Genomic DNA, 15,395 nt, shown 5'->3' on the forward strand with positions numbered 1-15,395 from the left:
ACAATAATTGCCCATAACAGACAATATAATAAACCCGCCCCCGTGCATATAAGTCCGATGCTACCGGATTTGATATAAGCTTTGCACGGATTAGCCGACGTTTAGATATGCCAGCGCAATTCCTATTCAAGTAAAAAGTAGATTAAAAACTGAGGATTTGTAAAGAATGAGTGGCGATTTGAGATCGGATTTAATTGCAGCAGCCAAACATTTTTACGATCGCGGTTGGATGGTTGGGACTGCTGGCAATCTTTCAGCCCGCTTAGCAGATGGCAGTTTTTGGATTACTGCTAGCGGCCGCGCGAAAGGGCAGTTAACTGAAGCAGATTTTATCAGAATGAACTCAGACGGCGCAATTGTCGAGCAACCTGTTCCCGACAGCCGCCCTTCGGCCGAAACCAGCATTCATTTAGCCGTTTACAATTGTTTTCCAGACGCTAAAGCTTGCTATCACGTCCACTCCATCGAGGCAAATTTAGTTTCTCGGCTAACAGCAGGAGATGCAGTGCCTTTACCCGCGATCGAAATGCTGAAAGGTTTGGGGGTGTGGGAGGAAAACCCGCAAGTGTCGATACCCCTCTTTACAAATTATTTAGAAGTCCCTAAGATAGCCAAGGAAATTTGCGAATTCTTTGCCATTTGTGCGCCCTCTGTACCCGCTTTGTTAATTCGCGATCACGGCATCACAGTCTGGGCAGATTCGCCAGCCGCCGCCTACAATTACGTAGAAATTGTAGAATACATTTTTCGCTATACTATCGCAGCCCGCCAATTAAATTTAGATTTAAGATTTGGGATTTGAGATTGAGCGGTGCATGAATTCGGAATTATGTAGGGTGCGTCCTCAGCACCTTACCGCTATTACCGCTATGATTAGCCTCTCAAACCCCTTGTTGTATCCCGGACTGTAGGAAACGAGCAAACATTCAGAAGAGGCAACAGTTATGGCTAAATATACTAGAATTTTATCCATAGATGGAGGCGGAATTAGAGGAATTATTCCCGCGCAAATTTTAGTTAGCGTTGAGTCAAAGCTGCAACAAAAAAGTGGCAACCCAGATGCGAGAATAGCTGACTATTTTGATTTAATCGCCGGCACGAGTGCGGGAGGAATTTTAACTTGCATCTATCTGTGTCCAGATGCCGAAAATCCCAGCAGACCTCAGTGGGCAGCCCAAGACGCGGTTAATTTTTCGATTAAGAGCGGCCGCGACGTTTTTCAGACTTCATTTTGGCAAAAAGTCAGATCTCTAGATGGTTTGAGAGATGAGAAATATCCCAGCGAGCCCTTAGAAAAATTATTTTGGGAAAATTTTAGAGATTGCAAACTCAGCGAACTGCTAAAACCTTGTTTAATTTCCAGTTACGACATCGAAAGGAGAAAAGCTCACTTCTTCGATCAAATAGATGCTAAAAAATGTCCAGCAGAAGACTATTTTATTAGAGATATCGCCAGAGCAACATCGGCAGCTCCCTCATATTTTGAGGTTTGTAAAATCTACTCTTTTAGCAATGAATGCTACGCTTTAATTGACGGGGGAGTATTCGCAAACAATCCCGCACTTTGTGCCTATGCAGAAGTTAGAAATAAATTCATAATTCCTGACGATCGCCCCGACAAAGGCCCGACAGCCAAAGATATGGTAATTTTATCCTTGGGAACCGGAGAAGCTCAGAAAAAATACCCCTACGAAAAAGTAAAAAATTGGGGTCAAATTGAGTGGGTTGAGCCTTTGATTAATATCATGATGACGGGAGTTGCGGAAACTGTAAATTATCAACTAATCCAAATTTATGATGCGGTTGAAAGACCGAATCAATATTTGAGAATTACTCCCGATTTGAGCCACGAACAACCGCTGCCGATTGATGATGCCTCGGAAGAGAAGATATCGGAACTGCTGAGAATTGGCAAGGATCAAGCCGAAAAGAATAATGAAGAATTGGATAAGTTTATTGACTTGTTACTTGCGGAGTAGTCCTAGGGTTTGAGATTTGAGATTTTAGATTTGGAAATGAGTGATGATTACCACAGAATTAATTAGTCCCAATCTAAAATCTAAAATGGTATAGCGCACCAACCGCAGGGCAGGCAGAGTGAAAATATATGTTGACAAATCGTGCAATAATTGCTGTAGGATTGCCGAAAATCTCTATGTGGGAGTGCTTGGCCCTGTTTGCAATAAATCCCGAGTCCTGAGTCTTTGGTTAAGAAATACCAAGAAAAGCACGATCGACATTTAGATGAAACCTTCAATAACAGGTGGTTTCAGCGGTTTTTTGTGACGTTGTTCCTGGGCGGCCAAGTGCTGTTACGCATACTCCAAGGCAAAATTGACCACCGCAAAATCATGGAACATTTAGTAACAGTAGGCCTGGATTCTTTGCGATCCGTGTTGCTAATAGCCTTTTTTGGCGGCATGATTTTTACCTTTCAATCAGCCAGAGAATTGGTTCGCTTTGGGGCGGTTGGGGCGGTGGGAGGTCCTTTTGCTGTGGCATTTTGCGGCGAATTAGCACCACTTTTAACGGCGGGCGTGGTGGCGGGACAAGTCGGTTCGGCCTTTGCGGCGGAGATAGGAGAAATGCAGGTGACGGAACAAATAGACGCCCTGTATATGTTAAGAACAAATCCGGTTGATTATTTAGTAGTGCCGAGGGTGATAGCTTGCTGCATCATGCTGCCAATTTTAACAATTTTTTCGGTAGCCGTGGGGATTTTGGGCGGGCTGTTTGTGGCGGTTAATTTTTATAATTTGGAACCGTCGGTATTTTTGGAATCGGTGCGGACTTTTTTGGGGCCTGGGGATTTAGTAACTGTGGTGATTAAAAGTTTTATTTTTGGGTTGATAATTGCCCTTGTCGGTTGCGGTTGGGGATTGACGACGGTGGGCGGAGGGAAAGGAGTAGGCAAAGCTGCAACGGCGGCGGTGGTAACTTCTTGGGTGTTGATTTTTGTGGCAGATTTGTTTTTATCGCTGTTGATGTTTCACGAGTTGGGGATTCCGAGAAGTTGATAATCTTGGCGATTTTAGTAGGAGTCAATCGATTTTAGATTTTAGATTTTAGATTTTAGAATTGACTCCAGGGATAAAGTCGGGGGGCAAGTTTCATCGGATACACGTCAATACGGTTCAGATAAGAATAATCTGATTTCCTTTCACAAGTCGGGAACTCTCATAAATGCGTGAAATGAAATTCGTCTGAAAGCGCTAACCCAAGCGTATTGGGATACAGGTTTTTTATTTCTCCGTCCTGAGTCTGCGAAGGAATGAATCTGGGGGCTTGTATCCTGGATGCTTTCGTTCAAGATGCTTAAATATTAAGGGTTTGAACAATCATCAACCCGATTGCTACCAGGATTGCTATAAAATAATATGAAGATTTTTTAAACCGCAGATGAACGCAAATAAAGGCTGATAAAATTGCATCAGCGTTCATCCGCGTTCATCCGCTGATATCTGCGGTTGAAAAATCTCAACTTTAGATGCTAGATTGGAGAAAGGAGGGCGATACACTCGAATTGCTTGAATTGGAACTTTCCCATCTGTTTCGGGGACGATTTCGAGGATGTGTTTGGAGTTGCTCAAATTCTGAGCTAATGTTGTAGAATACTCGCGGCTTGAATCTGCAATTTGTGGAGGAACGTATAAATCAACAAACATCGGCCTCACCTGCCAGGAAATTTCAAAGCCTTTAGGCGTCGGTTTTTTAGAGTATTCATAGGCATTTTTCAGCCACCAGTTTCTCGGTTCAATCACGATGCGGCCCGAGTTGGAGACAAACATTTCGCCGTTTGTACCGCTGCCGTCGTAACCTGTTTTAGAACCTACAACGTCAAATTTAAACTTGCTGGCGTCGCTGTTAATCTCAGTAATTACGGCTTTCCAATCTTCGACGATTAGCGGTTTTTGGCTGGATACTTGGAGAATAGCGGGCCAAGGGACGCCCAGGCTAAGGCTAGGTCTGGTGATGCTGTAAAGTTCAGGAAATTCTGAGGGTTTTTTGCCGTCGATCGCAATTTTAGCAGAAATTGCCTTGCCGTTGAAGGTTTTATCGGCGATCGCATCTATTCTATTTCCTTCAAATTCTAAAACCAACTTGCCATCTTGCCACTTAACATCGCTGCCAACCGTATAGGTTTTCACTAAATCCTGCGGCGGTTGAGGAGAATTTGGCTTGTATCGCAGATGCGGTTTTATGAGGGCAGCTAGGAGAAAATTTCCCCAATCATTGAGGTGAATTTCATCCCTCAATAGCTGTTTGGGCTGCAAGCGATTATCTTTCAAATACCGCATCCAAGGTTCGCGAATTTCGGCGATTTCGCACCCGTATTTATCGGCTAACTCCGGCAGCCATTTAGTAGAATGAGTGTTGTGCCATTCGTATCTGCTGACTGAATTTGGATCGTCGCTGTTGCCTGTCGGCATCCAGTCGATGTGGTCTGAATGCAAGAGTATTTCGCTAGCCGTGCGGCTGCGGACATTGGCAATTATGGCTTCGTAATCTTCACCGCCTCCGTAGACGTGAAAAATTAGCAAGTCTGGATAAAAAGGATACAAATCGTGTTCGCTGGGACGGATTAAAATCGGGGCGGAAAATCCTCCGATTGCCCGATTTTCCACAATTAAATCTGCATTGGGAAATCGCTGTCTCAAATCCTTCACTACATCTTTCCACCAGTCTTGCTGAGTGATGGATTGACCGTAGAATAGAATACGCACTTGGCGGCGGTCTGTTGGAGTGCTAGCCGCAAGTAGCCCCATCGTCCTTTGAATCCTCGCTCCAAAAGCAGCATTATTTTCAATAGAAGCGGGTGGGGGGAATGGCGTATCGGCAGCTATTTTTTTGATGAGCGGAACTAACAAAAAACTCAGACACAAAAAAATCAGCCACAAGTAGCGATAAATCTTGGATTTTCTGCTATTTCCTGGGTGTTTTGCCATTGTTTTATTTTTTCCTGTCCGTTTCACTTCGTTCGAGGCGACTGCGGGATGAATGCTACGTCTCTAATCATTAGCTGTAGAGTGCTTCTGGGCGCACCTGACCAGTAGCTGTAGTGCAGGCTGTATGGAAATATATTACCAAATTGAGCGCGACAAAAAGTGATATAATGCCTGCTAATTAATTGCAGGAGATCGATCGCACGTCAAATGGATTACAAAACAGCCCGCAGTTTTCTGATCGACCAAGGAACCGCCCTGGAAACCAAGAAAAATCCCGACGCCTTCCTGATGCGTCTCAAACAAGGTCAACCGCCCGTACCCGGACAGGTGACATCGATTTTATTAGCTTTAAAAATATTGTTTGAAGGGCTGCAAGAATCTCCAATGCTCGATCGACAATTAATCTCGGCACTGCATTTACTGTCAGTAGAAGGTTTGCAGCAATTTGAAGCAGGACTCCGCAGAGGAGTTTCTTGGCCGCCGCTGCTGAAGGAAGACTTAAATCGAATTGCGATCGCAGTCAAGAATATCTTTTCCGGCGTCTGGCAATAATTAGCTCAGTAACCACCGCCAGCAGACTCAATTTTTTTTCTACATTTTTTTATACAATTATTTGTAAAAATTTATGTTAATTTTGCTAAATTTACCCTCAAATTGTGGCATCTTAATATAAAAATCGGTTCTAACCAGCAATTGGAGAAACTCCTCATGAACGCCGAAGAAAAAGCTAGACAACTAATTGCACGAGAAAGGCAGCACAGCGAACACTTGCACGAATCTATGCTCAACCGTTCCTCCCACGAGCTAGAAACACCTGGGGAGGGAATTGCTGAAGAAAAAGCCAGAGAATTAATGGCTCAAGAAAGGCAGCACAACGAACACCTGCACGACTCTATGTTAAGCCGTTCCTCCCAAGAGGTAGAGGCATCGATCGCACCCGATGACACTGACAAATAAATTTTGTTAACACAAGACTTACGGACAGATACCAAGAAACCTGGTTTTTATACCATTTTTCATACCATAACAAAGGGCTGTAAAAATGTTTTTGTATAAACAACCAGGTTTCTGAGTCCTGCAATAGTTCAGCACAGCAAAAAAATACTCAAATCGAGGAGAATTTTAGGTGCAATCAAAACAGCCCTTGCTCGGTTTGCAGCCGCTATCACCAACCTCAAAGCGCCAAATATAGCAAGAGAAAATGCCAAGTTCTACTACTCGCGAAAGCTTTCGAGGGATGCCAAAAGAGCTGGCAGCCCCGCTAGCGATGCCGACACCAGAGCCTCATCTTTGTAAACTCGGGATCGGAGAATAGGGGTACTTTTAGACGCAGAGGTGAAAGAGCCTCGCCGTTGGGAATTTCCGGTTTCTCGCGTCACGCAAAACATAGCAGTATCCTCGCAGTATTGTCAATTAATCCCTAAATATGCGCCCGTAAAATTTCTCACGGCTTGCTGTATGTTTCTATTATTACTCAGATAGGTAACAGAGATGAAACCATGAAATAATTATTCACGATAGCGAGGGATCGACTTAAACTGCTTAACAGCTTTTATTAATTTGTTACACGGCGCGCGTTTGTTTGTGCCGATCGCCCGCGACTCAGACACCAGGCAGCAAAATCACCGATTTCACAGGAGGAAGGCGGATCAATGATGCTAACTCTTAGTCCAGCAACAGTTATAAGTCAAATTAGACCGACTGTCGAAAGTTTACCCGATGGAGACTACCGGTACCGAGACTCCTTTGCGATCGATCGACCTTTTCGAGAAATCCAATTTCGCAAACAAGACAGATACATCACCGGCAGCGATTCAGACAAACGCACGGGAAAAAGTTACTGCTTCCGGGGCATCCCCCAGCACAACAACATTATTAACATCACGGTAGCGATCGAAATTTCCCCAAAAACAGCACAGAAAACTGAGTGGAAATTAGCACCGGGAAACCCGATTAATTTCGACAGGCTTTATCCCCTGCCAGCAGGGCCGGGATTAGAATTGTACAAATGTTTGACAGCATTTTTACCAAACTTGAAGGATTAGTTATTCGTTACTTGTTATATCAAGTCCGGTTAATTACTTATCAAACTTATACGGGTATAGGGTATAGGGCATAGGGTATAGAGCATAGTCGAAGAAAAAAAAGGTACGATCCCTATTCAACCGGACATGATATTAGTGGTGATTGTTTAATCGCTTTGGCTTCTTAATAACCAATAACATTCGTTAACAGTTAACAGGCAACAGTCAACCATCAACAGTCAACAGTCAACAGCCAACAGTCAATATTTAACTCCCTAAGAACTCGCATTTTCCAATTCTTCCCGCAGCATTTCCCGGTAGATTTTCGGCAAACTAGAACTCATAGAATTGTTCTCAATTCCATATCCCAAACTCGTCCAAGTTCCCGAAAGCATCCGCAATACCTCAGTTAATCTTTCCTGCCGCAACATCTCAGAAATATCAGCTTTCCAAAACTTGCGATCGCTCAACCAAGCATAAACCACAGCATCCTGATCTTCTGGTTCAAAACTGTAATCTTCCCAGAATAAAAAATTAGCACGACGCGCCTGATAGCGCTTAGCCTTATCCTTCCAAGTTGTAGTCAGAAATTGATACCTGCCCGCTGCCGTAGTACACTTACCGCGATTCGGGCCATTAACAATTTTCACGCACCAGTCAGGATGGTGGCTCAAATCTAATACGTATTTTCCACCGTAAACAACGTGATAAGGTCGAGCAACATTCGACTCGCTAGCAGAAATAGTACGCATCAGCGCCCGAATATAAGGATCTCCGGTTTTCATAGCCAGCGGTGGCAATTTTCTCACCTCGCTTGCCGACTGCGATAACTGCCGATTTCCCCGCAAATTAGCAACCAAAAAAACACCGCCGCTAATCACAGCGCCGATTAAAAGTAGAAATCCGAGGATTTGAATTTCCGATCGCCTCAGCAAACCTCTTTTTCGACGGCTAAATTTCTCAGCTTCCAGCAAAGTCATTTCCATTTCCGCAAATTCGGCTAATTTGCGAGCCGCCCGCATCCGGCGCACCCGAAAATCGTATTGATATAGCGGCGCGGCTAACAGCGTTAGACTCGATAAAACCCCCGCCAATTTAATCAGCCAGAAATCTAATTCACTGGCTGTGGCAACATTTGTCAGAGTAGATATTCCTGTTAGTAACTGAGCCGGATCGATCGATCGCGCGGGCCAATAAAAAATCGCAAGTTGCACCAACAGCGACAGATTAAAGGCAAAAAAAATCACTACAACAGCATTCAAGCCTTCTCGCAAGTGCGATCGAATACCCGTATGCCGGCGCTTGAACTTGCGCGCAACGCCAAAGCGCCCCGGCAGCATAATTAGTAAGGGATTTAAAATTTTGACTGCTAAAAAGTGACAAACAAAAAACACAGGCAACTGAATCAGCCAAGCCGCCAGCAGTAGAGTCAGAAAGCCGATATCGTCGCTGACAAAAGGAATGCCCCTGCGAAGGACAAAACTAAAACTCTGAGCGAGAGCAAATGCCCTTAACCACGAAATCGGATAGGGGAACCAAGCTGGCCACTTGAGAGTTTTCATGCTGCGAGAACGAAATTTTAAGGGCGAATCGTAAAACTATTAAGATTTTGCCAGATTTGGCGATCGGAAAATTGGTGTAGGGTGCGTCAGCCCAAATCTTTGACCCAAATCACATCTTGCACCATTCTCGATAAGCCTTTTTCGGGCGGGCAGGATAAGGCTTTTTTGGGCGGGCAGGATGCCCACCCCACAATAAAATCCACTTTTTGTGGAACAGGCCGAAAAGCCTGTTCTTGACAATGGTGCAACATCTTAGATCCAAATCAAAGTGTTTTTTGTTTGACAATCAAGCATCCAGGATACAAGCCCCCGGATTCATCCGTCCAGAAATAAAAAACCTGTATCCGATCGAGGAGCCCCCGAATTTATCGGTGGGGTCAATGCTTCAATCTAAAATCTCAAATCTCAAATCTAAAATCGATTGACGCACCGAACCCAAGCGAGGCTAATTCAATCAAATCACACTGGCAAACAACTCCTCAAAACTCTTTTGCGGAGCCTCCGACTTCGCCACAATTTCCACAACCTTGTTGCGAGAAGCCGGCTGAAACAGCGCCTCCACGCACACTTGGGCTACCTTGGTGCGGGGAATGCTGCTCTCAAACATTTTGTCCGCACCAGTCATGACGATCGCATCTGAATTATCCTCATTTTTGAGACCGCCCGGACGGACAATGGTATAAGTCAATCCGCTTTTTTGCAAATACTCCTCAGCTTGTTTCTTCCAAACCAAAATCAGCCAGAACAAATTCAGCGGGTGAAAAAACTGAGAGACGCACAGAGAAGTCACAAGCACAAAATGCTCAATGCCCTTAGCCTTAGCTGCATCCACCAAATTTTTAGTACCTTCAAAATCCACCTTGTAAGGCGCTGTCGGGTCAAAACCAGGGGCCGCCCCTGTCGCGCACAGCAATACCGTACTATCGCCGATGGCATTGCCCAGGGAAGTTGCATTTAATACATCCCCGGTCACTAACTCAGCCTCCGGTGGTAAAATTTGTCTGGCTGTGTCTAGATTTCGGACTAAGGCGCGCACGGGAATACCTCGCTTGACTAATTCTGCGACGATGCGGCGGCCAGTCTGACCTGTGGCTCCTGCTACAAATGCTTTCATAAGTCGAGTTATGCTGAACTAGGGTAAGTTTTGTTACTATCAATTTCTCAATTGTAGGGAGGAAACTCCCTTAACACATCCCCAACCGGATCGGTGCGTATTACAGGAGAGTATAGGATGAAGCAAGATTCCGCTGAATATCAAACTTTTGAAGCTTCTGACGAAAATTACTACCCAGATGTGAGTTTCCGACAGCCAGAAAGTGGAAGCGCGGATGCACCAGAGGAAGTTGAGCCGATTTGGTTTCAGACGCATTTTGAAGACAGCATGGAGATGTACGCCGATGCGGAGACGGTGGCGAAGCATTTGAACAACCACAAGACTTGGTTTTGCCAGTGCGCTTCGCCGATGAAGGCCGAGCCGATCGGAGAAAACGGCTATGATTTATTAATCGGGCGTTTTGGGGCTTTCGGCTACCGCGTTGAAGCGAGAATTGGTTTAGAGTTGCTGCCGCCGGATGCTGAAGGCTGCTATTTGATTCAGACTATTCCGGTTCCGGATTATACCTCGCCTGGGTATGAAGTGGATTTTCGATCGGCAATGAAGCTAGTGGAGATACCGTCTCAGGAGTTTGCCGCCGATTGGCCGAGTGCGGAACGTGCTAAGCTGCCGCCTGCGATTACCAGCGCTACGTGGAAGCTGGATTTGGCTGTGGGAGTTTGCTTTCCCAAGTTTATTCGATCGATGTCTCAACCTTTGATAGAAAAAACCGGCGATGCGCTTTTGGAAAAAATCATCAAACAAGTTAACCGGCGCTTGACTTATAAAACTCAGCTTGTTTTTCACGAAAGTTTGGGCATTCCTTTTCCAAAAAATCCTAAGAAACATTAACAATACTTACGCTCTAACCTGTTGTGCATTTAAATTGTATGTTAAGTGCAGGATCTCCTGCCCACCCCACAAGAGTCAAGATTTATTTTACTCTGCAATTTAAATGCGGCTTAGCTTAACTCACATTTGTAGGGTGTGCACTGCACACCTTACTCATAAGTGCGATCGTAATAAATCATACCATTTGATATTTTAGACTTCGGCGTGAGCGCTCAGTCGCACAATTTTAGATTAAATTATGGGGAATAACTGATTGTGTATGAGTTGGGATCGCGAGCCGACAGTTGCTTTTTTGAAACTGATATCACTGTCTCCGGGTGCTTAGGGCGCGCCTTATGCCTATGTTTTTGAATCCAACACTTGCTTGAGCAGTTAATCCAAATAACCAAGTTATTGCTAATAAAATTTAAGGGTAAGGTCGTGATTGCATTTTGACATATAGCAATCCTTGCAGGAGTCGTAAATTTTTTACCCCACTCCAACCCTCTGCGAACCCGCTGGGAGTCCGTAAGAAATTCACAAATGATGCGAGGATTGCTATATGCTGATTTCCGATCACCGTAATTAGTTTTTATTATGGGTCAATTTAGCACAGGGTTGGACACAATAGTTTCAAGTCAGATGCCATCAACTTCGACAGCATTGTTATTAAAAGATGCTCTTTCTGCGATAATGCTTTCCCTCGTTATTCCCTGATGATTAAGCCGTGTAGCCGATGCAGTTCAAAGCTGGCTCCGATCGTCCTCGGAAACCAGCAAGTGTCTCAGATCACAAGGCCGATCGATCCCTCTCACTGCCAAAAAACCTAAAATTATGTCAAATTAAGTAATGAGTTATACAATAACCCTTGCCATATCCCTAGAAAGTTATGACAACGAAACTAAGAGCTACACACACAGAGAAAATGGAGAGAGACTTGCACCAGTTGAGGGCAGACCAAGAACTGATTCTCAACCAAGTAGACAATGCGATCGCTCTGTTCGACTCGTCTGACTGCTTAGTTTTGTTTAACAAAAAATTGGCGGGAATCTGGGGACTGTCCCCAGAATGGCTGGAAACAAAGCCGAAGTGCCACTTGCTGTTTGCGGAAATTGTCGATCGGGGTTACTTGTCCCTTCAGCAGTGGCAAGAGTTTCAGCAAGCACTCGAAAAATCTCAGCATGAAAGTTTATCATTTTATTTCGAGCAATCCAATGCGGTTTGTTTGGAGGTGTGCGCCACGATTACCAACAGCGGCGGACGGCTGTTTACCTTTCGAGACGTTACGGTATACCAAAACTCCCAAGCTAGCTTGAACGCAGAAGTCAGGCGGCTGAGATTTCTTTTAGGTTTAACCGAACGCCTGCAAAAATCTGACAGTTTGCAAGAAATAGGTCAGTTTGCCCTCACCTATTTAGTAGGGGCAATGAATGCAGCTTTCGGAGATGTCAAGGTGATTAACGGCAAGGGAAACGACCGGCAAGCGTCGGGGATTTGCAACCAAGTTTCCGGTCAATTTTTGGCTACTTACGGGGAACCCGTAGTCGCAGGAATGCAAGAATTGCTCGACCAAGGCATTCCCTACGGCATCGGTTTGCTGTGGGAAGTGGTGAAAACCGGTAAACCTTTGTTCGTAGAGGATTATGCCCAACATCCCAATGCCGTGCCAGAATTTCGGCATCCGGGAATTGGACAACTGGGCATTTTTCCGATCGCAGCCACCGACGGTACAATTATTGGCGTACTGACGCTGGAGTCCCGCAACGTCAAAAAACTGCAAACCGCCCTCAACCAAGAAGTGCTGGAGGCTGCTTGCCGGACTTTGGGGGCGGCGATCGAGCGGGCTCAGACACAAGAAAACCTGCGCCAAGTTAACGAACAATTAGAGTATTCTTCTCAGTTGAAATCTGAGTTTTTAGCATCAATGTCCCATGAATTGCGGACGCCTCTTAACAGCATTCTCGGCTTTTCTGACTTGCTGCTGCGGCAAACGGCCGGACTGTTGAGCGATCGACAAATCAACTATTTAGACCTGATCGAAAAAAGCGGCCAGCACTTGTTGCAGTTAATTAACGATATTCTCGATCTTTCTAAAATTGAAGCGGGGAAAGTAGAACTCAATTTACAACCGGTTCGCGTTCACGAACTCGCGACAGACTGTATAAAAATGATGCAGCCGCGGGCAGACAAAAAGCGCATCAGTTTGTCTTTAGAATTCGACTACCGCATTACTAAAGTTTGGATCGACGAACGGCGAGTGCGACAAATTGTGATTAATTTACTTTCCAATGCCATCAAATTTACCCCAGAACAAGGACAAGTTAAACTCAGCGGGCGTCTGGTCTACGGCAGTGAAATAGACGGCGACTACCGGCCGGATTGTTCTCCTGTAAATGCCAGCACTCCTTATTTTTGTTTTGAGGTGAAAGACTCGGGGATCGGCATTCCTCAAGACCGCTGGCACTTGCTATTTCGACCTTTTCAACAGGTCGATTCTTCCCTGACTAGGCGGCACGAAGGTACAGGTTTGGGTTTGGCTTTGACTAAGCGATTGGCCGAATTGCACGGGGGGACTGTTTCTTTTCAATCTGTTTGCGATCGGGGAAGTCTTTTCCGGGTTTGGCTGCCTTTGACGGAGATGCGTCAACAGTTGGGAAACTTTGCTTCTTGTGCTTTGGATACCAAGTTAGTTCCTGCTTCTGCGATTGCTTTACCCATTGCCAGGAAGCGGATTTTGATTGTTGAAGACCAGCCTTTTAACCAAATGTTAATTTCTGAGGTGATGGAATTGGAGGGGTACGGGGTAGAGATACTCGCGGATGGTTCGGCAATGGTCGATCGTATTCTCGCCGCCTCAGCAGCCCCGGAGTTGCTGCCGGATTTGATTTTGATGGACATTCAGTTGCCGGATGTTGACGGCTTTGAGTTGATGCGCCGAGTTAAAGCAGATCCTGTCTGGGATTCGATACCGATGATTGCGGTGACGGCGATGGCGATGCCCGGTGACCGCGATCGATGTTTGGAAGCTGGCGCTTCTGCTTATTTGAGCAAGCCGCTGGATTTGAATTTGACGATCGCTACTGTCCGTTCTTTTCTGGGCTAACAATAATTATTTGCAGTTCCAGCACTGCAATTTATGATAATTGATAACAACAAAGGTTAAACTCAATAGTAGATAAATATCTATATGACTTGCCCGCACTTGCCTCCGAAAGCCTGTTCCTACGAAAAATATCGAGTTTAGTAAGGAGAAATATACGAATCAACCAGTTTTCGAGCTTCCCCACGCGCCACTCCCGATCTAAATTCAATATATTATATATATCATTTTCCATGTCAAACAAGTCGCCCTGCATCATGTTGGTTGATGACGAGCCAGCTAATCTGACTTTACTGGAAGAGTTATTGCACTTGAAAGGATACGCTACAGTATCAGCGCTATCTGGCCATGAAGCGCTCTCGCTTGCCCGCGCCTCTCGACCCGATTTAATTTTACTGGATATTATGATGCCGGAGATGGACGGTTTTGATGTTTGCGAGATCCTGCGGAAGGATAGGGCGTTGCAAACTGTACCGGTGATTTTTTTAACTGCCCTCGACGACGATACCTCTCGCATCAAAGGGTTAGAAATGATGGCCGATGATTATTTGACAAAGCCTTTTAACAGTCGTTTGTTGCTGGCAAAAGTTGAAAATATTTTGCAGTTAAGCAAAATGCGATCGCAAGCTGTATCTTCCCAATTCAACCAGCAGGTAAAAGAGCAAAGCAAGCGCCAAATCGCCGCAGCTTGGGAGGCAAACGAATATCTTTCAGAAAAATTTCAGCTATTTGTGCCGGAGCAGCTTCTCGAACGAATTGCGCCGCAAGGAATAGAATCTATTCAGTTGGGCAATGTCACAGAAGAAGAGCTGACTGTTTTATTTTGCGACATTCGCGGGTTTACTGCGATCGCCGAATCTCAACAAGCTCGCGAGACTTTTGAATGGTTGAACGCTTTTTTTACTCAAATGAACGAGTGCATAACGTCTCACGGCGGGTTTATTGACAAATACCTAGGCGATGCAATCATGGCAGTATTTGACAAGCCAAATTCTCACGCCATGGATGCGATCGAAGCTGCAGTAGCAATGCAAGAAACCTTGCAAGAATTTAATGCCAGTCGCCACCAATACAATTTAGAATCTCCCGTCAATATTGGTACGGGAATTAACACAGGTATCGGCATGATCGGCACTTTAGGTTCCGATCGCCGCATGGACTCTACAGTCATCGGCGATGTAGTAAATACAGCTTCTAGGTTAGAAAATTTAACTAAAATATACGGCTGCCAAATTATTGTTAGCGAAAATGCGATCGTTCATGCGAGAGAATTTCTAAATGGCATAAGTTCCAACTCCCACTCAAAAGAAAGTCTATTATTAAAGTGCGACTTAGAAGTGGAAACACAGCAGACTATTATTTCTACTTCTGCGGCGACTGCTGGAGACAGCGATTTGCCAAGCAACAATTATTACTATCGCTGGATCGATCGAGTAACGCCGCGCGGCAAGCAGCAAGCTATTGAAATCTACGAAATCTGGAGTGCCTCATGTCCAGACTCGGAAGCAAAGCAGCTTACCCAGGGTTTATTTGACAAAGGAATTCAAGGATGGCAATCCGAAAGATTTGTCGCCGCCTTGGGATATTTTCAGCAACTAATCGAACAAAACCCTGCTGATACAGTCGTCCGTTTTTATATAAATCGCTGCCAGGAAAAACTAGGTTTTCTACCTGCAAATAGCAGTTCATAAAGATTTAACTTTTAGGGCAGGCTAGAAGCCCACCCCGCAATAGTTTAAAGCTATTGCAAAAGTCGCTAACTATCCTGCATTGCATCTACATTGCGTCTGTGCTTTCCCTATCATATCAAATCCGTTAGCATCGGAATAGTAAATTCGA

The 15,395-nt window shown here is 45.0% G+C and carries 12 protein-coding genes; 9 read left to right on the plus strand and 3 right to left on the minus strand.

The genetic code is table 11. From position 1 onward, the window contains the following. Positions 1-166 precede the first annotated feature (166 nt). The 3 genes from mtnB (at position 167) to OSC7112_RS03415 (ending at position 3,017) form a co-directional block, all read left to right on the plus strand. A complete protein-coding gene (gene mtnB, locus OSC7112_RS03405) occupies positions 167-802 on the plus strand; it encodes a methylthioribulose 1-phosphate dehydratase (protein WP_015174584.1) in 636 nt (211 codons plus the stop codon). Positions 803-944: 142 nt separating this feature from the next. Beyond that, positions 945-1,979, plus strand: coding sequence for a patatin-like phospholipase family protein (locus tag OSC7112_RS03410; RefSeq protein WP_015174585.1), 1,035 nt, complete (start codon positions 945-947; stop codon positions 1,977-1,979). A 225-nt stretch (positions 1,980-2,204) separates the two neighbouring features. Beyond that, entirely contained in the window at positions 2,205-3,017 is an 813-nt protein-coding gene (locus tag OSC7112_RS03415) for an MlaE family lipid ABC transporter permease subunit (RefSeq protein WP_015174586.1), read from the plus strand. A 420-nt stretch (positions 3,018-3,437) separates the two neighbouring features. Here OSC7112_RS03415 and OSC7112_RS03420 read toward each other — a convergent pair whose 3' ends face one another. Further along, complete coding sequence (locus OSC7112_RS03420) at positions 3,438-4,946, minus strand: SGNH/GDSL hydrolase family protein (protein ID WP_015174588.1); 1,509 nt, start codon at positions 4,944-4,946, stop codon at positions 3,438-3,440. Positions 4,947-5,153: 207 nt separating this feature from the next. Between OSC7112_RS03420 and OSC7112_RS03425 the strand changes: the two genes are divergently transcribed. The 3 genes from OSC7112_RS03425 (at position 5,154) to OSC7112_RS03435 (ending at position 6,991) form a co-directional block, all read left to right on the plus strand. Next, positions 5,154-5,498 carry a hypothetical protein gene (locus tag OSC7112_RS03425; protein WP_015174589.1) on the plus strand — a complete coding sequence of 115 codons (345 nt, stop codon included), beginning with the start codon at positions 5,154-5,156 and terminating at the stop codon, positions 5,496-5,498. Positions 5,499-5,654: 156 nt separating this feature from the next. Further along, positions 5,655-5,903 carry a hypothetical protein gene (locus tag OSC7112_RS03430; protein ID WP_015174590.1) on the plus strand — a complete coding sequence of 83 codons (249 nt, stop codon included), beginning with the start codon at positions 5,655-5,657 and terminating at the stop codon, positions 5,901-5,903. 695 nt (positions 5,904-6,598) lie between these two features. After that, positions 6,599-6,991 carry a hypothetical protein gene (locus OSC7112_RS03435; RefSeq protein WP_015174592.1) on the plus strand — a complete coding sequence of 131 codons (393 nt, stop codon included), beginning with the start codon at positions 6,599-6,601 and terminating at the stop codon, positions 6,989-6,991. 254 nt (positions 6,992-7,245) lie between these two features. Here OSC7112_RS03435 and OSC7112_RS42090 read toward each other — a convergent pair whose 3' ends face one another. Together OSC7112_RS42090 and OSC7112_RS03445 are read right to left on the minus strand one after the other, a co-directional pair. After that, a complete protein-coding gene (locus OSC7112_RS42090; RefSeq protein ID WP_015174593.1) occupies positions 7,246-8,532 on the minus strand; it encodes a glycoside hydrolase family 24 protein in 1,287 nt (428 codons plus the stop codon). A 454-nt stretch (positions 8,533-8,986) separates the two neighbouring features. Beyond that, on the minus strand, positions 8,987-9,646 hold the full coding sequence (locus OSC7112_RS03445) for an NAD(P)H-binding protein (protein WP_015174595.1): 660 nt from the start codon (positions 9,644-9,646) through the stop codon (positions 8,987-8,989). A 117-nt stretch (positions 9,647-9,763) separates the two neighbouring features. On the opposite strand from OSC7112_RS03445, the gene OSC7112_RS03450 reads away from it, so the two are divergent. The 3 genes from OSC7112_RS03450 to OSC7112_RS03460 all read left to right on the plus strand — a co-directional run bounded on the left by OSC7112_RS03450 (position 9,764) and on the right by OSC7112_RS03460 (position 15,247). Then, on the plus strand, positions 9,764-10,477 hold the full coding sequence (locus OSC7112_RS03450; RefSeq protein WP_015174596.1) for a DUF1997 domain-containing protein: 714 nt from the start codon (positions 9,764-9,766) through the stop codon (positions 10,475-10,477). Between the two features lie 868 nt (positions 10,478-11,345). Next, positions 11,346-13,559 (plus strand): ATP-binding protein, encoded by a 2,214-nt coding sequence (locus OSC7112_RS03455; protein WP_015174597.1) that lies wholly within the window; start codon positions 11,346-11,348, stop codon positions 13,557-13,559. A gap of 230 nt (positions 13,560-13,789) precedes the next feature. Then, complete coding sequence (locus OSC7112_RS03460; protein ID WP_015174598.1) at positions 13,790-15,247, plus strand: response regulator; 1,458 nt, start codon at positions 13,790-13,792, stop codon at positions 15,245-15,247. Positions 15,248-15,395 lie beyond the last annotated feature (148 nt).

Source organism: Oscillatoria nigro-viridis PCC 7112, assembly GCF_000317475.1.
Classification (GTDB): Bacteria; Cyanobacteriota; Cyanobacteriia; order Cyanobacteriales; family Microcoleaceae; genus Microcoleus; species Microcoleus nigroviridis.